Raw genomic sequence first — 21,671 nt, 5'->3', positions numbered from 1 at the left:
TTGCCAGCAGAATGAAGAAGGTGCGCAGTGAGGCACATCTACTGATGCACGTTAGCGCAGCGTCTTTGCCCGACCTGGCGGCGCGAATGCGACATTCTGTCGGACCCTTCGACCGGCCGCGTCGTTGAGACCCGCGGTCCGGCCAGCGCCATGTGCTTCGGCCGATCCGACAGCCCACCCAAGCAAGGAGATGCCGCGTGGCCGTATTCAACAAGGACATGATCGAGCTGGCGAACAAGAACAAGGATTTCCAGAAGGAAGTCTATTATGACGAGAATTGCCAGGTCGTTCTGATGAGCATCGAACCCGGCGAGGACATCGGCGAAGAGACGCACGATGCCGACCAGACCACCTTCTTCGTTGCGGGCGAGGGGCAGGCGGTAGTTGATGGCAGCCGCACCAAGGTGACGCCGAACCACATGATCATCATTCCCAAGGGCGCCAAGCACAACATCATCAACAAGGGCGAGGAGCCGCTGAAGCTGTTCACCGTCTATTCGCCGCCGGCCGAGGAAGAGGGCATCCACCACAAGACCAAGGAAGAAGCCGAGGCTGCCGAAGAGGCGTGACCCGGTTTCGCGGCGCGCCCGGCGGCGCGCCGCGCCCATGCGAGGAACGAAGGACGATTGATGGCAGATATCGCCGGTTGGCTGGCCCTTGCCGCCACCTGTATCGCAGCGCTGATGACGGCATCCAATCTGGGTGCGCGGGTCACCGGCTGGGGCTTCGTCGTGTTCACCGTCGGTGCCGGCGCCTGGATCGTCGTCGGGATCGCCACCCACCAGACGCAGCTGCTGTGGAGCAATATCTTCCTCGGGCTTGTCGATCTGTTCGGCATCTGGCGCTGGCTCGGGCGTCGGGCCCGCTTCAGCGACGCGGCCGACACCGAGCAGGCGATCAGCCGGGAGCAGCCAGGGGAGAACCTCTTTGCTGCATCGGGTCTCGACGGGATGCCGGTGAAGGGCCGCGACGGCGCGGTTCTCGCCTATGCGGTGGACGCGATGCTGGCCTGCTCCGGGGGCGAGCTTTCGCACCTGGTCATCCGGGAGGGCGGTGTTGCGGGCGTCGGCGAGACCCTGCGGCGGCTTGCCTGGCGTGACGTCCGCGTGCTCGACAACGCGCTGCTGACCGCGCTGGACCCCGCCGCGCTGTCCAGGCTGCCTGTCGTCGAACCCGCCTAGGCGGGCGCGTGGCCCGGCTGCGGCGGGACGGGTGCGCCGTCGAGCAGGCCCATCGATCGCGCGACGGCATCCTGGAGCGCTTCGACGATCTGGAACGCGGCGTAGGGCCAGACAAACGCGGGCTGCAGGCCGGCGCTCGGGCTTTGCCAAGGCGCGTTCTCGACGAGGAGGTAGGGGATGTTGCGTTCCATCAGCGATGGCGGCAAGGGCGATTGCCTCTCCCGAAGCCAATCAGCGCCGAGGACGATCGCCGCCGGCGGCTGGGGAAATGCATCCGCCCATGCGTGCAGTTCCGCCTCGGAGGCGAAAGGACCCACCGTGCGCAGCCCGAACATCGAGAGCGCCTGCGCAAGGTAGGATGCGCAAAAGCTCTGCTGCGTCGCGAGCAGGATCGTCGCGTTCTGGAAAAATGGTTGGGGCGCCCACATGCTCGCCTCCTTCCTGTTGGAACCAGAACATCCACTCGGATCGTAAGATCCCCGGTATCGTATTGATCTGCATCTAGCCTGAAGTGGCCGCTCAAGAATGGGCCGGTAGCTGCGCCAAGCTCGATGCGAGTTCATCCTTGCGAAACGGCTTGATCAGCCGCGGCAGGTCCGGGTCAACGCCTTCCGTTTCGGCATAGCCCGACACGAGCAGCACCGGCACGTCCGGGCGCGCCTTGCGGATCATCCGCGCCAGATCGGTGCCCGTAACACCCGGCATCAGATGGTCTGTCAGAAGCACGTCGAAGGGCACGCCCTTCTCGGTGATCCGCATCGCCTCTTCGCCGGAGGCGGCCTCGATGACGGCATAGCCCAGTTCGGTGAGCATGTCGGCGGTGCTCATCCGCACCAGTTCCTCATCGTCGACAAGTAGCGCGACGCCCCGCACCATCGGCGCCAAGCTGTGTTCGCCCGTCTGCTCCGAGACTTTCGGCGGGGCGGCGCTCTGCGGCAGCCACAGCTCGATGGTGGTGCCGCGGCCGGGCTGGCTTTCGATCGTCAGGGCGCCGCCGAGCTGGGAGGCAAGGCCATGCACCATGGACAGGCCGAGCCCCGTGCCCTTGCCGACACCCTTGGTGGAGAAGAACGGCTCGATCGCGCGTGCCAGGGTTGCTTCGTCCATCCCGGCGCCCGTGTCGGCGACGGAAAGCTTGATGTAGGTGGCGGGCTTCAACCCGGAGCGATGTCCGCGCGCCACTTTCTCGGTCGTGGCGGCGATCCGCAGCACCCCGCCGCCCGGCATCGCATCGCGCGCATTCACCGCCAGGTTCAGCAGTGCCATCTCCAGCTGGTTCGGATCGGCTTTCGCGGCGGGCAGATCGTCGCCGGCTTGCAGCACGACCTCGATCTGCGGCCCCGTCGTGCTCGAGACAAGCTCGCCCATTCCCTGCACCAGCCTGGCGACGTCGACGGCGACCGGCTGCAAGGGCTGGCGCCGGGCGAAGGCGAGCAGGCGCTGCACTAGCGTCTTGGCACGCTCTGCCGACTGTACGGCGCCGGCAATCAGGCGCTGCTCGCGCTCGTTGCCGATACCCCTGCGCTGCAGCATGTCGAGCGATCCGACGATCGGCGTGAGCAGGTTGTTGAAGTCGTGTGCCACGCCCCCGGTCAGCTGGCCCATCGCTTCCATCTTCTGGCTCTGTCGGAGCGCCTCCTCGGCCTCCGCCAGACGGTGCTGCTCGGCGATCCGCTGCGTCACGTCATACACGAACTGGTACGCGCCGATGCGCGCGCCGCTGGCATCCCGCAGCACGTTGAACTTCATCTCGTAAAACCGGCGATCGCGGCTCGGATCGCCGAACTCCCCGATCTCGGTGAATTCCTCGCCGGCCATCGCACGCGCCCACAGCGCTTGCGCAGTTGCCTGATAGGCAGGCCTGTCCGCGAGAATGTCCAGCATCGAATCGCCGACCTTGGGCCGGATGCCATAGATCCTCTCGAATTCATCTGCGGCCGCCAGATTGATGGCGAGCCAACGGAAATCGGGATCGACCACCTGAACAAAGGCATCGGTACCCTCGACCAGATCCGCAAGCAGCTTTCTCTCCGCCAGCGCCGCAGCCACACGACGCTCGAGCGTTTCGTTCAGCTCGCGAAGTCGGTCCTCGGCAGCGGCCCGTTCGATCGCGGCCTTCACGCGTTCGCCGACCTCGCGGAACAGCGCTTCCTCCGCCGGAGTCCAGCTGCGCGGTGTGGCGCTCTGCATCGCCAGCACGCTCACCCAGTGCTCGTCCTCGAACAGCACGACGTCGAGATAGGCGCCGACCTCTCTTGCCAGCAGCCCGGCGCGCGCATCCTCGCCGAGCCGCGGGTCGGTGCGGACATCGTCGATCCGGACGATCGGGCTCTCGTGATAGGCGCGCAGCAGCGGTTCGCCGAATGCGGCCAGCTCGTGCTCGCCCACGATCGAGGCGACGTCCCGCGTGAAGTCGCGCTTGACCTTCATCAAGCTGCCGAAGAATTCGGCATAGAAGACCCGGTTGAGCCCATATTGCTCGCCGATGTGCTGCGCGGCGGCCGAGGCGATGTCGAGCGGCGACTTCAAGGCGCGCAGGGCGTCGGACAGCGAAAGGAGGAAGGCCTGGCGCGCCTGGCTTTCGCGCAGTTCGGCCTGCGCCGTTACCCGTTCGATCCCGTCGGCCGCCTGGCGTGCCAGCACGTCGAAGAGCTTGAGGTCGCGTTCCGAGGGCGTGTGCGGCCGCTTCCAGTGGGTAGACAGCATGCCCAGCGGCTTGCCCGATCGCGACAGGAGCGGCGTCGTCTGAACCGCTCGCATGCCCGTCCAGCGGTAGGACTTCAGGTCGCCGCTCTCTTCGGCGAGCCCGCTGTCCTCCACGTCCGGCACGATCACGCGCTGACCCGTGGCCAGTGCGATGCCGCATGTGCTGCCCGATGTTGCGTGGACGGTCTGCCAATACTCCGCCGAGCGCGAATCGTAGCCGCGGTGCGCCAGAAGGTCGAGGTACCCGGATGCATTCAGCATCTGGATGCTGGCACACTCCGACCCCATCAGGTCCGTGGCCGCCGTGAGGATGGCATCGTACACCGACTGGGGCGATTCATCGCGGATCAGGCGCGTGCTGACTTCCTGCAGACGGCCCAATGCCGCGACCTCGGCCGCGAGCGCTTCCTGCGCCCGGGTGCGCTCGATGATGTCGGCCGCCTGGCGACCGAGCTGCACGATGATCGCCTCGTCATTCTCGTCAAACTCCGATCCGTCCTCCTTGTCGGAAAGTTGGATGAGGCCGAGATTGCGACCGTCGCGGCCGACGAGGGGTACGGCCAGCCAGCCGCGCATCGGGGGGTGCTCCTGCGCATGCGCGCCGAACCCGCGCCACCGAGGATGGGCCTCCAGCTCGGCCTGGGTAAGCCGCAACGGGCGGTTCGTTTCGCAGACCACCGCATAGATGCCCGACCCGTCGGCCGGCGTGCTGTACGCGCGCCACCCGGCATATTGCCCGCTAAGATCGATATAAGGGATGATCTGCGCCCAATCCTCGCCCTGCGCCAGGCTGACGACCGCCTGATGTGCGCCGACGATCCTGCGCGCTGCGCGGGTGATCTCGTCGAGCGTCACTTCCAGCGTCGGCGCGCTCGTTACGGCGTTGGCCGTCTCGGCAAGACCCTGAAGCTGTTCGGAACGACGGCGCAGATGCGCCTCCGCTTCATGTTCGGACGTGCGATCTCGGAAGATCTTGAGGTATCCGCCGCCGGGCTGATCGAGGCGCATGGTGAGCCCGGAGCCCCAGAAACGGCTGCCGTCCTTCCGCACGTGCCAGCGCTCGTTCAGCGAGCGACCGTCGCTTTTCGCTCTGTTCAACTCGTGGTCCGGCGCTCCGGCGGCGCGGTCCTCGGGCGTGAAGATGAGCGCGCCCGATTGCCCGAGGATATCCGCTTCCTCGAAGCCCGTGATCCGGGTCGCGCCCGTATTCCAGCTTGTGATGCGGCCATGCGGATCGACCGAGGCAATTGCGAAGTCCTCGGCGCCTTCGACGATCTGCCGATAGCGCCCCTCGCTTTCGCGCACGCGCTGTTCCGCGGCCAGTCGCTCCGTCATGTCGACGGTGACGATGAGGAGATTGCTCGACTGCGCGTCGTCGTCGAGGCGCGAGACGCGGCTGTTCGCCCAGACGGTGCTGCCGTCGGGCCGCACATAGCGCTTGTCGAGCGACGCGGCCTGTCCCGTCCGCAGGGTGTCCGCGACGGCGTCGATGCTCGGCTGTAGCGATTCCGGGTGGGTCACGTCGGCAATCGTCATGCCGAGCAATTCGTCCTGCCGGCGTCCTACGATCCGGCAAAGCTCCTCGTTGACGCGCAAGAAGCGCCCGTCCGGCGTCACCTCGGACAGCCCGACGGTTGCGCCATCGAAGATCGCCGCCAGTCGCGCGTCGCTGGCCCGCTGCGCTTCCTCGGCACGCTTCTGGTCGCCGATGTCGCGGAAGTAGACGGACAGTCCGCCACTCGCCGTGGGGTGGATGTCGACACCGACCCAGCGATGCAGGATCGGCGACACTGTCTCGATCCGCACCGGCACGCGATCGCGCATCGCGCGCAGGTGCGCTTTGTATGCCTCGCTGCCGACCGCTTGGGGGAACTCCGTCCAATACTGCTTGCCAAGAAGCTCGGTGGCGGCGCGGCCCCACCATTCCTGCGCCTTGCTGTTGACGTAGGTGAAGCGCCATTCGCCATCCACGGCGTAGAAGGCGTCGGAGATGCTCTCGAGGACCTCCGCGACAAGGTCTCGCTCGGCTTTCAGCGCGTGTTTTGCCGCGACATGCCCGGTCGTCTCCATCGCGATCGCGAGCACGCCCGCCGGGTTGCCGTCCTCACCCAACACCGGCGAATAATCGAGGTTGACGAACGCCTGCTCGAGCTTGCCGTGTCGGTGCAGCGTCAGCGTCTGGTCCCGGTAGGCGAGACGCCCGCCGGCCAGCCCCACCCGCAGGGCGCTGTCGTTGAAGTTCGCGATCTCGGGCCAGCCTTCCCTGATCGTGGCGCCGAGCAGTGCCGGGTGTCTCTCGCCGGCCAAGGCGGCGAAGGCGTCATTGTAGAGCGTGACCCCGTCCTTGCCCCACAGCAGTGCCATGGGCGCGGGGGACAGCAGCAGGATGCCGAGCGTCGTCTTCAGGCTTTCGGGCCAGCGGTCGATCGGGCCGATGGCCGTCTGCGCCCAGTCGTGCCGCGCCACCAGGCGGCCGAGCGCACCGTCGAACCTCAGCAGGCTCTCGATGAAGCGTTCCGCCCGAACTTCGGCCACGATCCATCTTCTCCTTGCCTAACCGAATGAAAATCTGAGGAAAGCTCTAGCGATACGTCCGCTCCAGTCCAGTGCTGGAGAACCCATTGATGCCCGGTTGGTTCAGCATGGATATACGTAAAGCCCGTCAGGGCCACCTTCTTCTGGGAGACGGGCCGCCCCCGGGGCGGCCGGCACGCGCCAGTGAGGGGGCGCGCATGCAGGTGAGCACGGATTTTCGTCGCAAGCTACTGCGATGCTTGAAACTTTTTGACGCGCTCCCAATATCCCGAGCCTTGTTCAACAACAGAAAGGAGGTGGTCGAATGTCTCATTGTCACATGCCGCTGAAGACGGATACCGTGAGCATGGCGAACCTCGTCGAGGCTAGCCGCTACTGACCTCCCGGCCTTCAGTGGCAGGCAATGGAAGGGCCGCTCCAGCGATGGGGCGGCCCTTCGTGTGTCGGATTGCTGGAACCCCGTCCCATGCGGAACGTCTCTTCGGCATGATGTCGATTGCTTCGTGGGGACGCAGCGTTGTTCGGGCCAGTGCAGCGGCCGCGTCGTTGACGGGTGCGGGCAGCGCGGCCGCGTGCACCCTGTGCCACTCCAGCCAGGCGATCTCGATACGTGCGCGGCTGCTGGGTCCCGACTTGCTATGGAACCTGGCAGCGGTCGTGCTCCCGCTGACCCTGTTGCTGGCGGTCATCGTGCTCGTCCTTCACGAGCCCGCGATCGGCGAGGGGACGGCATGATCCCGCGCCGTCGCCCGATGCTCGCTGCCGGTCTGGCCCTTGGGATCGGCATGGGCGGTTTCGTCGACGGGATCCTGTTCCACCAGATCCTGCAACTTCACAACATGATGTCTGCCCGCATTCCGAACACGGACTATGTCGGTGCCAAGGTGAACATGGTGTGGGACGGCGTGTTCCACGCCGGGGTCTGGATGATCACGGCGATCGGCGTGTCCCTTCTCTGGCGGGCGGGGAGGGTTGCGGGGGCCGACCTTTCAGGGCGCCTGTTCGCCGGCGCGCTGCTGATGGGGTGGGGCCTGTTCAACATGGTCGAGGGGGTGATCGATCATCACCTGCTCCAGCTGCATCATGTGTATGAGCCGATGGGGCAGTCGGGCTGGGATTACGTCTTTCTTCTGAGCGGCGGCGTAATGCTGGCCTTCGGTTTCATGTTGGTCCGGGCGGGGACCGGACGTTCTCCGCGGTAGTTGCGCCGCCACCGCCCGGTGCGTCTGGGGCGGGGAACCTTGGGCGAGCCGATGCGCTCGGTTCGTCTGCCCCTGCGGTCCCCGGATCGCCCGAATATTCTCCTGGCGCTGAGGTGATGCATGCCGATCAAGGCCGTTCTGTTCGACATCGACGGCACGCTCGTGGACAGCAACGCGTTCCACATCGCCGCCTGGCAAGAGGCTTTCGCGACGATCGGCAAGCATTTCGATCAGCGCGTGATCCACGATCAGATCGGCAAGGGTACGGACATGCTGGTGCCGGCGCTGCTGCCGGAGATCGACAAGGAAGCCCAGGAAAAGCTCGGCGAGGCGCATGGGGAGATCTTCAAGGCCCGGTTTCTCCCCCGGGTCCAGCCGTTCGCCGACGCACGGGCGATCCTTGCGCGCGTGCATGCCGACGGGCGGCGTGTAGTGCTTGCCTCGTCGGCGTCGAAGGCGGAGCTCGACCATTATGTCGACTTGCTCGATGCGGGTGCGATCGTCTCCGAGACGACGAGCGCCGACGATGTCGAGCGGACCAAGCCCGCCCCGGACATCTTCGCGACCGCGCTCGAAAAGGTAGCGCCGCTCGCGCCCGAGGAGGTGATGGTCCTGGGGGATACGCCCTATGACATCGAGGCGGCGCGCAAATGCCGCATCGCTGCGATTGGCGTGCGCTCGGGCGGTTTTGCCGACGATGCGTTGATCGAGGCGGGAGCGGTGGCGCTGTACGATGACGTGGCGCACCTCCTGCGCGACTATGCGCGGTCGCCGCTCGCCCGCTGATCTGCGATGTCTGCGCCGCTGGAGGTTCCGAAGGCGGCGCCGGAATGAGGGATAGGATCTTGGCCCATTCTGCACCCACCGACGCGATCCTCCAGCTCGGCCTGATGGAGGACGAGGCGATCGACCTCGACGCGGCCGCGCTCCAGTTGGCGGCGCTGGACCATCCCGATGTGGATCTGGAGCCCTATGTCGGCCAGCTCAACGGCTTTACCGAAGCGCTGGCAGCGACCGGCGCAGACGCCGAAACGGTCGAGGAACGCGCGCAGGCACTGGCCCGCGTCATGGCAGCAACATTCGGCTTCAGCGGCGACCGGACCCAGTATGACGATCCTGCCAACGCCGACATCATCCGCGTCATCGATCGCAGGCGCGGTCTGCCGGTGAGCCTGACCATCCTCTACGCCGCGGCGGCGCGCCGGCTCGGCTGGAGCGTCGATCCGCTCAATACGCCGGGCCATGTGCTCGCCCGGGTGGGCTCCGAGACCGAAGCCGTGCTGATCGACCCGTTCAATGGCGGACGCATCGTTGCAGCGGAGGATCTGGCCGCGCTGCTTCGGGGCGTGTTGGGGCCGGCGACAGCACCCACGATCGAGCACGTCACGCCGATGTCGAACCGATCGGTTCTAGTGCGCTTGCTGATGAACCAGGCCAGCAGGGCGGAAGCCGCGGGCGACGTTGCCAGGGCGCTGACATTGTATGAGCGCATGACCGTGATCGCACCGGACCATGGCCAGGGCTGGTGGGAACGCGCCCGCCTGTTGCTGCGGGCGGGAGAGATCAGCAGCGCCCGTTCCAGCCTGAGCGCCATGCTGGAGATCACGCGCGACCCGGCGCTACGCACGCACATCTGCTCGGCATTGGATTCGCTCAGCGGCCGCGACGGCATCAACGAGCGCTGACTCGGCAGCACGCAGGGTGCAGCAGCAACCCAGGCTGCGGGGAACGGTTGCTGTCCCCCTGCATTCCTCTCCCATGATTTCAAACGCTTCCCGCTGGCCGAGCCGATTGTGGCTGATCCGGCATGGCCAAAGCGCCGGCAACGTCGCCAGGGACGCAGCGCACGCCGCCGGCGCGGAGCGCATCGCCCTCGAGCATCGCGACGTGGATGTGCCGCTTTCGGCGCTGGGTGAGCGCCAGGCCGCCGCCCTTGGGCGCTGGTTCGCTGCGGGGGACGGGAATGGCAGGCCGGCCGTGATCCTGTGCAGTCCCTATGCCCGGGCGCATGCGACGGCGCGGCTGCTGCGGGAGGCAGGCGGTGCCATGCCGGATGCAACGCTCTGCGGCGACGAGCGCCTGCGCGAGAAGGAGTTCGGGATCCTGGACGGGCTCACCACCGCCGGGATCGCGGCGCAGATTCCCGAGCAGGCCGAATTCCGCCGCTTGCTGGGCAAGTTCTACCACCGGCCGCCCGGCGGGGAGAGCTGGTGCGACGTGATCCTCCGCCTGCGCTCGCTGCTCGACACGGTGTCGCTGCACTATGCGGGCGAGCCGGTGATGATCGTCGCGCATCAGGTGGTGGTCCTGTGTCTGCGGTACATCCTGGAAGGGATGAGCGAAGCGGAGATCCTGGCCATAGACCGTGCCGGAGATGTCGCCAATTGCTCGGTCACCGAATATGCCTGCGGAGACACAGGATTGCAGCTGGTGCGCTACAATGTCGTCACGCCGATGGAGGCGGACGCGGCGGTCACGGCGGCGCCCGACGCGATGGCGGGGGCGCGCGGATGATCGCGCTGGATCGCGCCTGGCTGGCCGCCAACCCGCTGCCGCCCTGCGACGGGGCAACCGACAAGAATGCGCGCGGAAGGGTGCTGATCGCGGGCGGATCGGAGCGGGTGCCCGGCGCCTTGCGGTTGACGGGCGAAGCAGCGCTGCGCAGCGGCGCCGGCAAGATCCAGCTCGCCACCGTCGAGCGTGCCGCGCTCGCGCTCGGCGTCGCAATGCCGGAGGCTGCGCTGTTCGGGCTGCCGGCGAATGTCGCGGGCGAGCTCGGCGATGCTGCCGGAAGGGCGCTGGCGGACCTGCTGGCGCGCTGCGACGCGCTCGTGCTCGGCCCCGGGATGGGCGCCGATGCAGATGCAGCGCCGATCCTGGATGCCGTGCTGGCCGCGGAGCGCGACGGTATCGCGCTGTTGCTCGACGCGGCGCTGCTGGCGGTCGCCGCCAGCCGCGCCAAGGCGGTATCGGCGCGCAAGGCCGCAACGGTGCTGACGCCGCACCCGGGCGAGATGGCAAAGCTGATGGACGAGGATCCCGAACGGATCGCGCGCGAGCCTGCCACGGTCGCGCGCGAGGCCGCCGCGCGGTTTGGCGCGGTCTTGGCGCTGAAGGGGCCGGAGACGCAGGTCGCGACGCCGGACGGCACCGTGCTCCATTATGCCGGCGGCGGCCCCGGTCTGGCGACGGGCGGATCCGGCGATGTGCTGGCCGGCGCGATCGGTGGCCTGCTGGCGCGGGGCGCGGCGCCGCTGGTCGCGACCGGCTGGGGCGTATGGCTGCACGGCGAAGCGGGCCGGCGGCTAGCCGAGCGCATCGGGCCGATCGGGTTCCTGGGCCGCGAGCTTCCCGCAGAAATTCCTGCGCTGATGGCGTCGATCTAGAGCGTTTTCACCTTGGGCGGAGACGCCCTGGCTGTTTGTTTGCCGCATTCGGCAAAGCGTCATGCGGGGGCGCGTGCCAGCGTCGAGAGTTCGGCGGGGCGGACCTCGTGGATCAGTTGCTCCATCCGGCACTGCGCGGGTGCCTTGTCGGGGCGCCAGCGCAGCAGTTTCGTGCCGTGGCGGAACCGGTCGCCGGTCACCTGGTCATACACCACCTCCAGCACCCGTTCGGGCCGCAGCGGCTCCCATGCGCTTTCTGCGCCGTCGTTCCAGCGGCTCGGCCCGCCTGGCGCCTTGCCGGTGAAGCCGGGCGGGGCGATCAGCGGTTCCAGCGTCGCCAGCAGCGATCGACGTTCGGCCGTCGCGATCCCCGAGGTGAAGCCGACATGCTGGAGCAGACCCGCATCGTCATAGAGCCCGAGCAGCAGCGACGCGACGCCGTCGCCCTCCTTGGTCCGGCGAAAGCCTCCCACCACGCAGTCGGCGGTGCGATGCTGCTTCACCTTCAGCATCGCCCGTTGACCCGCGCGATAGGGTTCCTCGAGGCGCTTCGCGACCACCCCGTCCAGCGCGCCGCCGCCCTGCGCAAGCCAAGCCTCCGCAGTCGCCCGATCTTCCGTCCGGTGCGACAGCAACAGGGCCGGTCCGCCATGCGCTCGGTGGAAAGCTTCCAACGCACGGCGGCGTTCGTGCAGCGCCGCATCGACGAGCGGCTGGTCGTCGACGCCGAGGCAATCGAACAGCATGAGCTGCGCCGGCGTCTCCCGCGACAGGCGGCGGATGCGGCTTGGTGCGGGATGCAGGCGGGCCTGGAGGGCATCGAACGACAACACGCCGCCGATCGGCAGGATCAGCTCGCCGTCGAGCACGAACGCGCGGCAGTCCACCGCCGCGATCGCGGCGACGATTTCCGGGAAATAGCGCCCGAGGGGCTTCCCCGCCTTCGATCGGAGTTCGACTGCATCGCCGTCGCGGAACACAAGCGCGCGGAAGCCATCCCATTTGGGCTCGAATTGCCAGCCGGGTTCCTCCGGCAGCGTGGCGACCAGCTTGGCCTCCATGGGAGACAGGTCGGGCGTCGTCATGATGCTCCCCTTGCACAGTGATGCGCGGAAAGAACGCGCGTCGACCGGCCGTGTTCAGGGCATCGGAAGCGCTGCCGCGGCGGAAAGCAGGTGCGAAAGCTGCAGCGCATCGCCCATCGCTGCGGACGAGGCGGTATTGTCGAACATGCACCAGACAGTCCGGTCGGGGGCGGTGTCGGCCGCGATGGCCGCTGCGATCTCCCGCAGGCGGGCCTCGCCATAGGCGGAGCGGTACAGTACCGGCGAGCCGTGCAGCCGCCAGTAGGAAAGCCCGCGCCATCCGCCCGGCGACGCTGCTTCGGGCACGCGCGCCGGATCGGCGGCGACGCGGGCGACGCCTCGGCTGGCGAGCAGCACATCCGCTTCCGCCGTGAACCAGCTCGCATGCCGGGGCTCGCAGGCGACGGAGATAGCGGTGCGCGCGGACAGGGTATCGATGAATGCGGAGAGCACTTCCGCATCAAAGGCGAAGCTTGGCGGCAGCTGGAGGAGCAGGATCGCCAGCTTGCCTCCCAGACCGCCGACCTCGTCGAGGAAAGGGGCGAGCAGCGCGTCCGCATCGGCGAGCCGCCGGTCATGGCTGATCGCCTTGGGAATCTTCACCGCGAAGCGGAAGCCCTCGGGCACGGACTCGCCCCAGCGCTGCCAGGTGGAGCGGCGGTGCGGCCGGTAGAAGGAGGAGTTCACTTCCACCCCGGCCAACCGGCCAGCGTAACGCTGCAGCACGCTCCCCTCGGTCGGGAAAGCAGGCCGGTCCACCGCGGGGATGGCCCAGCCGGCGGTTCCGATCACCGGTTGCATCGTTCTTCTCCACGGCAGCCAAATCGCGTCGTCTGATCGGTTTCAGCCGGCATTGGTTCCTGGCGGCGAAACCGGCCGGCCGGTACTTGCTCGCGCTCCACGCGGTGTTCATCCCGGCACCCTTCGGCGTCGCGGCCGCGTGCAGGTCGCCCGATGCGGCGTGCTGCCGACGCAACATACGTTACCGAAAAATATGGGGCAAAGCATGCGCGCCACGGGGCGATGTGGGCGTTCGTCGGTTGGGAAGACCAGCTTTTCCGTCGCTTCCGAGGAGCATCATGCGCATCCACCATCTCAACTGCGGTACGGACTGCCCGCTTGGCGGCGCGCTGTTCGACGGCCGCTCGCTCGCGCCGCTGGGGCGGCTGGTCTGCCACTGCCTGCTGATCGAGACGGACGCGCACGGGCTGGTGCTGGTCGACACCGGCTATGGCCTGCGCGACGTCGCGCATCCGCACGGGCCCGGCGCGCCGCGCATCACCCGCGCCTGGCGAACGATGCTCAACATCCGGCTGCACGAGGCGGAGACCGCCATTCGCCAGGTCGAGGCACTTGGGTTTCGCGCCACTGATGTTCGCCACATCGTCGTCACCCATCTTGATTTCGATCATGCCGGCGGGCTGGAGGATTTTCCCAACGCCGTGGTGCATGTGATGCAGCGCGAATATGACGACGCGACTGGCCCGCATGCCGGCATCGTCGCGTGCAACCGCTGGCGCCTGCCGCAGCTCGATGGGGTGCAGCAATGGCGCGGCTATGGCGCGCGCGGCGAGCCCTGGTTCGGCTTCGACGCGGTGCGCGGCCTGGAAGGGCTGCCGCCCGAGATCCTGCTCGTGCCGCTGCCGGGGCACAGCTGGGGCCATGCCGGCGTGGCCGTGCAGCGCGACGACGGGCGCTGGCTGCTCCATGCGGGCGACGCCTATTTCTATCGCGGCGAGATGCGTCAGGCGCGGCGGCGCTGCACGCCCGGCCTGCGCGCCTATCAGCGGCTGATGGAGGTCGATGCCGACAGCCGCATGCAGAACCAGGAGCGGCTGCGTCGGCTGTCGATCGAGCAGAGCGACACCGTCTCCATAGCCTGCGCGCACGATGCGGTCGAACTCGAACGCTGCCAGGCGGGGCAGCCGCTTTGAGCGGCATCGGCGATGCTCGTGTCGTGCTGGTGCTGGCCGGTGGCAATGCGCTGGGTGCCTATCAGGCGGGAGTCTACCAGGCGCTCCACGAAGGTGGGATCGCGCCCGACTGGATCGTCGGCACGTCCGCCGGGGCGATCAACGGCGCGATCCTCGTCGGCAATGCGCCCGATGCGGGTCTGGCGAAGCTCGCCGCGATGTGGCGGCCGGACGATCCCGATTGGTGGCAGAGCTGGCCGGAAACCTGGCGGCGGACGATCGAGACCAGCGCCACGGCCCTGGGCGGCCGGCCGGGTCTTTTCAGCCCGCTCGGCACCGCATTGTTCGCCAGCCCTACGCCCGCGTTGTACGATACCGCCCCGCTCGCGGCGACGCTGGATTCCCTGATCGATTTCGAGCGCCTGAATTGCGGCGCTCCGCGCTTCACCGCCGTCGCCGTCGACCTGGAGAGCGGCACGGAAGCGGCGTTCGACACGCGCGAGCGCTTCGTCGGCGCGGGGCATGTTCGTGCCAGCGCGGCGCTGCCGCCTGCGTTTCCCGCGGTCGAGGTGGACGGGCGGCTATATGTCGACGGCGGGCTGGCGACCAACCTGCCGCTGGATCCGGTGCTGTCGACACCGCCGGCACAGCCGACGCTCTGCATCGCCGTCGATCTGCTGCCCATGCGCAGCGGCAGGCCGGATACGCTGGGCGCGATGGCGGCACGCGCGCAGGATCTGACCTTCGCCAGCCAGACGCGCCGCACGATCGCGCGCTGGCAGGCGCAATATGCGACGGATCCCGCCTTTCGCGGCGCCTCCGTCCTCCTCGCGCAGCTGCTCTACGCCGATCAGCAGCTGGAGGTTGCCGGCAAGGCGATGGATTTCTCGCCGGCGTCGGTCCGGCGGCGCTGGGGACAGGGATTGCGAGACGGGGCGGGGCTTGTCCGCCGTCTCGCAGGCGGCGATCTCCCGATCGGCGTCGAGGGGCTCCACATCCTGCCGGGCCAGTCGGAGAACGCACCCTGAAAGCGGTGCGAGACGTCGCGAGGCAATCCTCCTTCATCGGCGCGCGCGGGTAGTTCCCGCAGGCCAGCGGCGGCGGCTCGGCGAATCGCGGCGGAACGCGTGCGCGGTGCCCTGATCCGGGGCGCTCGTACCGGCGCTTCCTCCGACGACGATGCTGCAAAACATCTCAATCTCCTGCCACCGCGTCTCAAACCCGATCCCGTGTCTTGACCGCCGGGGCGTGGCGATGCCTGCGGCGCCATCACGTCAGGGGATCATGGGGGCATGGCGCTGATCGGGATCACGGCGTCGCTCTTTCGGGGGGAAGGCAACGCCGCGCCGGCGAGCGGGGCGCCGGCGGTGGTGCTGCGCGTGCCGGGGGCGTGGGCGCTCGCTCGCGCGTCGGTGCGCGCAGCCGCCCAGGCCCTGCTGTGCCGGGGACGTTGTGCCCCACGCCAAGTCCGTTTGTAAGCGAGTATAGATCATGTTGATGCGCCGCCGCGCCGCCACTGCCGACCATCGCAGGACAAGCCTTCCCCGCGACGAAGGGCGTCGCCTCCGCCGATGGCTGCTCGGCGCGACCATCCTGAGCGGTGCCGTGCCGCTGGCGGCGCAGGCGCAGACGGCAACGACGCTGCCCAGCGGCGGCACCGTCGTCGCCGGGCAGGCGACGATCGCACAAGTCGGAAGCGCGCTGACGATCCACCAGAGCGGGGACCGTGCGGTCATCGACTGGGCGGACTTCTCGATCGGCGAGAAGGCCAGCGTGCTGATCAACAACGGCTCGGGCGCGACGCTGAACCGCGTGACGGGTGGCGCGGTCTCCTCGCTCGACGGACTGCTCCGCGGCACCGGATCGGTGTATCTGGTCAACCCCAACGGCATCGTCATCGGCGCAGGCGGCGTGGTCGAGACCAGCGGCAGCTTCATCGCCTCGACGCTTGACGTGCCGAACGCCGCGTTCATGGCCGGCGGCAGCCTGACCTTTGCGGGCACATCGCGCGCCAAGGTGGTCAACCTGGGCAAGGTGGGCGCGCTGGGCGGCGACGTGGCGCTGATCGGCGCAGTCGTGGAGAACCGGGGCAGCCTTTCCGCGGCCAACGGCACCGCCGGCCTGATCGCCGGCAGCAAGGTGCTGCTCCGCGACGGCGCCCATGACGGCGGGGGGCTGTTCTCGGTCCTCTACGGCGATGCCGCGACCAGCGCGGCCAACGGCGGCACCATCGCCGCCGCGAATGCGGAGCTGCGCGCGCAGCAGGGCAATGTCTATGCGCTGGCGGGCAACAGCGCCGGCACGATCAACGCGACGGGCGTGCGGCGGGGCGACGGGAAGGTATGGCTGGTCAGCACGGCCGGCGCCACAGACGTGGCGGGCACGATCCACGCGCGGGGCGAGGGCGGCACGGCCGGTGCGATCGAAACCTCCGGCGCTCGGCTTCGCATCGGCGCTGCCTCGATCAACGCCGCTGGCGGCACCTGGCTGCTCGATCCCGAAGACCTTGTCATCGACGAGGCGGCGGCGTCGGCGATCAACGGCACACTGGCTGCCAATACCGGCGTGTCGCTGGTCAGCGGTGTGGACGACTATGGTCATCTGAAGGATGGCCTCGGCGACATCTTGATCAACGCCGGCCTGTCGTGGAACACCGGCGCAAAGCTGACGCTCAACGCCTATCACGGCATCAGCATCAACGCGGACATCGCGGTGAATGGCGGGGGATCGGTGGAGCTGCGCACCAATCAGGGCGGCAGCGGCGGTGCGGTCGTCTTTGCTGCGGGTCGCTCCATCACCTTCGCCGACGGCTATTCGGACCAGTCGCTCGGCATCAACGGTGCCGGCTACACGCTCCTCCATTCCTGGTCGGATCTACAGGCGATCAGCGGGCAGAACGGCAATTATGCGCTCGCGCACGATCTGCCGCCGCTGGCCTCGGGCAACACGGTGGTGCCGACGCTGGACGGGGTGCTGGACGGCTTGGGCAACAGCATCGAGGATCTGGAGATTCGGACCAGGAACGTGGCGGATGTCGGCCTGATCGGCACCATCACGCACGACTCTACGGTGCGCAACCTCGTGCTCGCCAAGATGGTCGTCACCGACTGGAATGCGCATGGCAGCAGCGAGATGGGTGCGCTCGCAGGCCGGAACCAGGGTACGGTGGAGCACGTCTCCGGCGATCTCACCGCCTATACGGGGGACGGCAACAACATCGGCGGCCTGGTGGGCGTGAACACCGGGGATATCCGCAATGTGTCCGTTCGCGCCAGCGCCATCGGGAACAACAATGTCGGTGGGCTGGTCGGGCAGAATTTCGGCCGGATCCAGGGCGCGCAGGTCCTCTCCGGCGATGGCGTGGAAGGTGCGCACTTCGTTGGCGGGCTGGTGGGCAGCAACGCCATCTCGCTCGACGGCACCCTCGTCGGCAGCGTCGTCGATTCCTCCTCTACGATACCGGTGGTCGCCACCCTGAGCCGGCGGATCGAGGTGCGGCAATCCGGCCTATCGGATCATGCGGGCGGTCTCGTCGGCCTGAATTCGGGCACCATCACGCGCTCGTTCGCCACTGGCGACGTTCGAGGCTTTGAAACGGTCGGTGGGCTGGTCGGCGAAAATGCTGCAACAGGCACCATCACCAACTCATATGCGACCGGCAAGGCCGCTGGCGATGATACCCGTCCATATGGCAATTTAACCGATAAAAATTGGCGAGCGAAGATCGGCGGCCTGGTCGGCCGGAATGCCGGCACCATCGCGCAGGCTTTCGCTACCGGCGCCGTGACGGGCTCGGAAAGCCTGGGTGGGCTCGTCGGGGAGAATGCGAGTGGAGGCACGATCGATCGTTCCTACGCCACGGGCGCGGTCGCGGCCACGGTGTTCATCCTGGCGTCTGGCCTACCCACGAGGACGACGTATACGCGAGTGGGTGGGCTGGTAGGCTATAACATAGAAGGCTCTCGAATCACGAACGTCTACGCCACGGGCAGCGTGCGCGCCCGAGAGATGGCGGGAGGACTCGTCGGGGAGAATCGAGAGATGATCTCCAATGCCTACGCATCCGGAAGCGTCGTGATTACCGACACCAATTCCGTCATGCACGGGGGCCTTGCAGGCTTGGGCGGCTCGTTCAAGAATGCGTTCTGGAACAAGGATACGTCCGGCCAGTCGCAACCTGCCTACGGAAGCAGCGACGGGTACGGCGCCCATGGGCTGACCAGTAGCGAAATGATTTCTGCCAGCAGTTTCGCAAACTGGGACCTCGACAGCACCGGCGGCGAGAACAAGATCTGGCGCATCTATGACGGCGCGACCGCGCCGATGCTCAAGGCGTTTCTGACCACCGCGAACGTCTCCTTGAGCGGCAGCCCCTCCGTCACCCTAGTCTATGACGGTACGAGCCAGCCGACGGCCTTCGGCACCTCCGTGGCTGCGGCGAACGGGCAGGCAGTGGATCCGGCCAAGATCCTGGGCACCGCTGCCTTCGCCTGTTCGGGCGGGGACGGTTCGTGCAGGAACGTCGGAAGTTATCAGCTGACCCTGGCAGGCGGCCTCTACTCGATGCAATCGGGCTATGATCTGGTCTTCTCCAAGGCACAGGCGAGCCTCGCCATCACGCCGCGCGCGTTGACGGTCACCGCGAACGATCGCGCCATGACCTATGGCGAAAGCGTGCCGACGCTGACCTACCGGTTGGGCGGGGACGGACTGGTCGGCACCGATACGCTGGGCGGCGCGCTTGCGACCAGCGCCAGCGCCACGAGCGGCGTCGGCACCTATGGCATTGCGCAGGGCACGCTGAGCGCTGGTGCCAATTATGCGCTGAACTTCACCGGCGCCAACCTGACGGTGACGCCGCGTGCGCTGACGGTGTCGGCGAACGACCGCACCATGGTCTATGGCGACGCCGTCCCGGGGCTTACCTACACGGTCGGCGGCGCAGGGCTCGTCAACGGCGATATGCTGGGCGGCGCGCTGGCAACGAGCGCAAGTGCGACCAGCAACGTGGGCAGCTACGCGATCGGGCAGGGAAGCCTCAGCGCCAGCCCCAATTACGCGCTGACCTTCGTCGGCGGCAGCGTCTCGGTCACGCCGCGCGCGCTGACGGTGACGGCGAACGATCGCACCATGATGTACGGCGATAGCGTGCCGGCACTCACCTATGCGCTGGGCGGCGCGGGGCTGGTCAATGGGGATACGGTCAACGGCGCGCTGGCAACCAGCGCGGGTGCGACCAGCGCTGTGGGCAGCTACGCGATCGGCCGGGGCACGCTGACTGCCGGCGCCAACTATGCGCTGAGCTTCACCGGCGGCAGTCTGGCGGTGACCCCGCGGCCGCTGATCCTGACAGCCGACGATCGCACGATGGTCTATGGCGGCAGCGTTCCGGCGCTGAGCTATGCGCTGAGCGGTGCGGGGCTGGTCAACGGCGATACGCTGGCCGGCGCCCTGAGCACGACGGCGAGCGCAACCAGTGCCGTCGGCAACTATGCGATCGGCCTGGGTACGCTGACCGCCGGCGCCAACTACGCGCTGCAGCTGACCGGCGGCAGCGTATCGGTAACGCCGCGCCCGCTGGCGGTGACGGCGAACGACCGCACGATGGTCTATGGCGACGGCGTGCCGACGCTCACCTACGCGGTGACGGACGGGAGCCTGGTCAACGGCGATACGCTGAGCGGCGCCCTGACGACGAACGCGAGCGCGAGCAGCAGCGTCGGCAGCTATGCCATCGGCCAGGGTACGCTGGGGGCCGGGGGCAACTATGCCTTGAACTTCACCGGCGGCGTGCTGGCGGTGACCCCGCGCGCGTTGACGGTAACCGCCAACGATCGCACGATGGTGTACGGCAACGGCGTGCCGACGCTGACCTATGCCGTGGGCGGCGCCGGGCTGGTCAACGGCGACACGCTGGCCGGTGCCCTGGCGACGAGCGCCAGCGCGACCAGCGATGTGGGCAGCTATGCCATCGGCCAGGGGACGCTCAGCGGCGGCACCAATTATACGCTGAATTTCACCGGCGGCAGCCTCTCGGTCACCGCGCGGCCGCTGTCGGTGGCGGCGAACGACCGGTCGATGGTCTATGGCGATGCCGTGCCGGACCTCACCTACACGCTCGGGGGCGCCGGGCTGGTCAATGGCGACACGCTGACCGGTGCCCTGGCGACCGGCGCGAACCCGACCAGCGGCGTCGGCAGCTATGCGATTGGCCAGGGCGGCCTGCGCGCGAGCAGCAACTATGCGCTGACCTTCACCGGCGGGACTCTGGCGGTGACGCCGCGCGCGCTGATGGTGACGGCCAGCGACCGGACGATGGCCTATGGCGACGGCATTCCGGCGCTCACCTACAGCGTGGGCGGCGCGGGGCTGGTCAACGGCGATACGCTCAGCGGCGCGCTGACGACGGCGGCGACCTCGGCGAGCGGGGTCGGCAGCTATGCGATCGATCGCGGCACGCTCGCCGCGGGCGCCAATTATGTGCTGGGCTTCACCGGCGGCAGCCTGTCGATCACGCCGCGCGCGCTGGCGATTGCGGCGGACCCCCGCACGATGCTCTATGGCGATGCGGTGCCGGGACTGACCTATACGATCGGCGGCGGCGGGCTCGTCAATGGCGACACGCTGAACGGTGCCCTGGCAACGACCGCGACGGCGACCAGCGGCGTGGGCAGCTACGCGATCGGGCAGGGGACGCTGCAGGCCAGCGCCAATTATGCGCTGACCTTCACCGGCGCCAGTCTTGCCGTTGCCCCGCGTACGCTCACGGTCGCCGCGGGCGACCGCAGCATGATGTATGGCGAGGCGGTGCCGACGCTCAGCTATGCGGTGGATGGCAGCGGCCTGGTGAATGGCGATACGCTGGGCGGGTTGCTGCGCGGCGCCCTGAGCACCGAAGCAAGCGCGACCAGCCCTGTCGGCAGCTATGCGATCGGGCTGGGCACGCTGAGCGCCGGCGCCAATTACACGCTGCGCCTGACCGGCGGCAGCGTGTCGATAACGCCGCGGCCAGTGGCGGTAACGGCGAACGATCGGTCGATGCTGTACGGCGACAATGTGCCCGTGCTGACCTACACGCTTGCCGGCGCAGGGCTGGTCAACGGCGACACGCTGCGGGGCGCGCTCGGAACCGCCGCGACCGCGGCCAGCCCGGTGGGCAGCTATGGGATCGGGCTGGGCACGTTGAGCGCGGGTGCCAACTACGCGCTGACGTTCACCGGGGGCACCCTTGCAGTAACGCCGCGCCCGCTGATCATCCAGGCGCAGGACAGCAGCAAGGTGCTGGGTACGCCGCTGGATCCGGGCGCAACGGCGTTCCAGGCGATCGGCCTGGTCAATGGGGATCGGGTGGACGGCGTCACCCTGTCGAGCGAAGGTTTTGCCGCCGAGGCGCCGTACCAGCCGGATCCCTATGCCATCGCGGCCTCCAACGCGACCGGCACCGGCCTGTCCAACTATGTGATCGTCTATCAGAATGCGCCGACCGGGCTGATCGTCCGCGAACCGGACGTGCGGCCAACACCCGTTTCGATCCGCTTTGCCGGCGATGCGCCGTTCAGCGGCCGCTGGGCCGTGCCGTACGAGCAGGCGGTCTCCGCCCGTGCGGACGGACCTGTTCCCCTCGGGCGTTGGCCCGGCATCTTCTTCAAGCGGCAGAACTGAC

At 68.0% G+C, this 21,671-nt stretch carries 15 protein-coding genes; 11 read left to right on the top strand and 4 right to left on the bottom strand.

Translation table 11 applies throughout. The features are described 5' to 3' along the window. Window positions 1–197 precede the first annotated feature (197 nt). Both V7E00_RS11920 and V7E00_RS11915 read left to right on the top strand, forming a co-directional pair. The gene (locus V7E00_RS11920) at window positions 198–569 is read left to right on the top strand and encodes a cupin domain-containing protein (RefSeq protein WP_333572863.1); all 372 of its coding nucleotides are present in this window, start codon (window positions 198–200) and stop codon (window positions 567–569) included. 60 nt (window positions 570–629) lie between these two features. Beyond that, complete coding sequence (locus tag V7E00_RS11915) at window positions 630–1,181, top strand: PRC-barrel domain containing protein (protein WP_333572862.1); 552 nt, start codon at window positions 630–632, stop codon at window positions 1,179–1,181. Here the strand turns inward: V7E00_RS11915 and V7E00_RS11910 are convergent. Together V7E00_RS11910 and V7E00_RS11905 are read right to left on the bottom strand one after the other, a co-directional pair. Then, on the bottom strand, window positions 1,178–1,609 hold the full coding sequence (locus tag V7E00_RS11910) for a hypothetical protein (protein WP_333572861.1): 432 nt from the start codon (window positions 1,607–1,609) through the stop codon (window positions 1,178–1,180). The two genes, V7E00_RS11915 and V7E00_RS11910, sit on opposite strands and share 4 nt — an antisense overlap. Before the next feature lie 91 nt (window positions 1,610–1,700). After that, a complete protein-coding gene (locus V7E00_RS11905) occupies window positions 1,701–6,422 on the bottom strand; it encodes a PAS domain S-box protein (protein ID WP_333572860.1) in 4,722 nt (1,573 codons plus the stop codon). Window positions 6,423–6,908: 486 nt separating this feature from the next. Here V7E00_RS11905 and V7E00_RS11900 point away from each other — a divergent pair, with 486 nt between their 5' ends. The 6 genes from V7E00_RS11900 to V7E00_RS11875 all read left to right on the top strand — a co-directional run bounded on the left by V7E00_RS11900 (window position 6,909) and on the right by V7E00_RS11875 (window position 11,010). Continuing rightward, window positions 6,909–7,157: a hypothetical protein gene (locus V7E00_RS11900; RefSeq protein WP_333572859.1), complete on the top strand. Its 249-nt coding sequence runs from the start codon at window positions 6,909–6,911 to the stop codon at window positions 7,155–7,157. Then, window positions 7,154–7,624, top strand: coding sequence for a DUF2243 domain-containing protein (locus tag V7E00_RS11895; protein WP_333572858.1), 471 nt, complete (start codon window positions 7,154–7,156; stop codon window positions 7,622–7,624). The genes V7E00_RS11900 and V7E00_RS11895 overlap by 4 nt, the downstream gene beginning before the upstream one ends. A 120-nt stretch (window positions 7,625–7,744) precedes the next feature. Continuing rightward, entirely contained in the window at window positions 7,745–8,410 is a 666-nt protein-coding gene (locus V7E00_RS11890) for an HAD family hydrolase (protein WP_333572857.1), read from the top strand. Between the two features lie 59 nt (window positions 8,411–8,469). Then, window positions 8,470–9,309 carry a SirB1 family protein gene (locus V7E00_RS11885; protein WP_333572856.1) on the top strand — a complete coding sequence of 280 codons (840 nt, stop codon included), beginning with the start codon at window positions 8,470–8,472 and terminating at the stop codon, window positions 9,307–9,309. Between the two features lie 73 nt (window positions 9,310–9,382). Then, window positions 9,383–10,138, top strand: coding sequence for a histidine phosphatase family protein (locus V7E00_RS11880; RefSeq protein WP_333572855.1), 756 nt, complete (start codon window positions 9,383–9,385; stop codon window positions 10,136–10,138). Beyond that, complete coding sequence (locus V7E00_RS11875; RefSeq protein ID WP_333572854.1) at window positions 10,135–11,010, top strand: NAD(P)H-hydrate dehydratase; 876 nt, start codon at window positions 10,135–10,137, stop codon at window positions 11,008–11,010. The genes V7E00_RS11880 and V7E00_RS11875 overlap by 4 nt, the downstream gene beginning before the upstream one ends. Window positions 11,011–11,069: 59 nt before the next feature. Here V7E00_RS11875 and V7E00_RS11870 read toward each other — a convergent pair whose 3' ends face one another. Both V7E00_RS11870 and V7E00_RS11865 read right to left on the bottom strand, forming a co-directional pair. Next, window positions 11,070–12,095 carry an ATP-dependent DNA ligase gene (locus V7E00_RS11870; RefSeq protein WP_333572853.1) on the bottom strand — a complete coding sequence of 342 codons (1,026 nt, stop codon included), beginning with the start codon at window positions 12,093–12,095 and terminating at the stop codon, window positions 11,070–11,072. Between the two features lie 54 nt (window positions 12,096–12,149). Beyond that, window positions 12,150–12,896, bottom strand: coding sequence for a DUF72 domain-containing protein (locus V7E00_RS11865; protein WP_333572852.1), 747 nt, complete (start codon window positions 12,894–12,896; stop codon window positions 12,150–12,152). Window positions 12,897–13,174: 278 nt separating this feature from the next. On the opposite strand from V7E00_RS11865, the gene V7E00_RS11860 reads away from it, so the two are divergent. The 3 genes from V7E00_RS11860 to V7E00_RS11850 all read left to right on the top strand — a co-directional run bounded on the left by V7E00_RS11860 (window position 13,175) and on the right by V7E00_RS11850 (window position 21,670). Beyond that, window positions 13,175–14,029, top strand: a complete 855-nt coding sequence (locus tag V7E00_RS11860; RefSeq protein WP_333572851.1) for an MBL fold metallo-hydrolase — start codon at window positions 13,175–13,177, stop codon at window positions 14,027–14,029. Next, on the top strand, window positions 14,026–15,036 hold the full coding sequence (locus V7E00_RS11855) for a patatin-like phospholipase family protein (RefSeq protein ID WP_333572850.1): 1,011 nt from the start codon (window positions 14,026–14,028) through the stop codon (window positions 15,034–15,036). Before V7E00_RS11860 ends, V7E00_RS11855 begins: the two co-directional genes overlap by 4 nt. Window positions 15,037–15,505: 469 nt before the next feature. Next, on the top strand, window positions 15,506–21,670 hold the full coding sequence (locus V7E00_RS11850; protein ID WP_333572849.1) for an MBG domain-containing protein: 6,165 nt from the start codon (window positions 15,506–15,508) through the stop codon (window positions 21,668–21,670). Window position 21,671: the final 1 nt, after the last annotated feature.

The organism is Sphingomonas sp. (assembly GCF_036731925.1).
Lineage (GTDB): Bacteria > Pseudomonadota > Alphaproteobacteria > Sphingomonadales > Sphingomonadaceae > Sphingomonas.
Note: the sequence above shows the minus strand (reverse complement) of the source record. Positions and strands in the feature narration are given on the sequence as shown.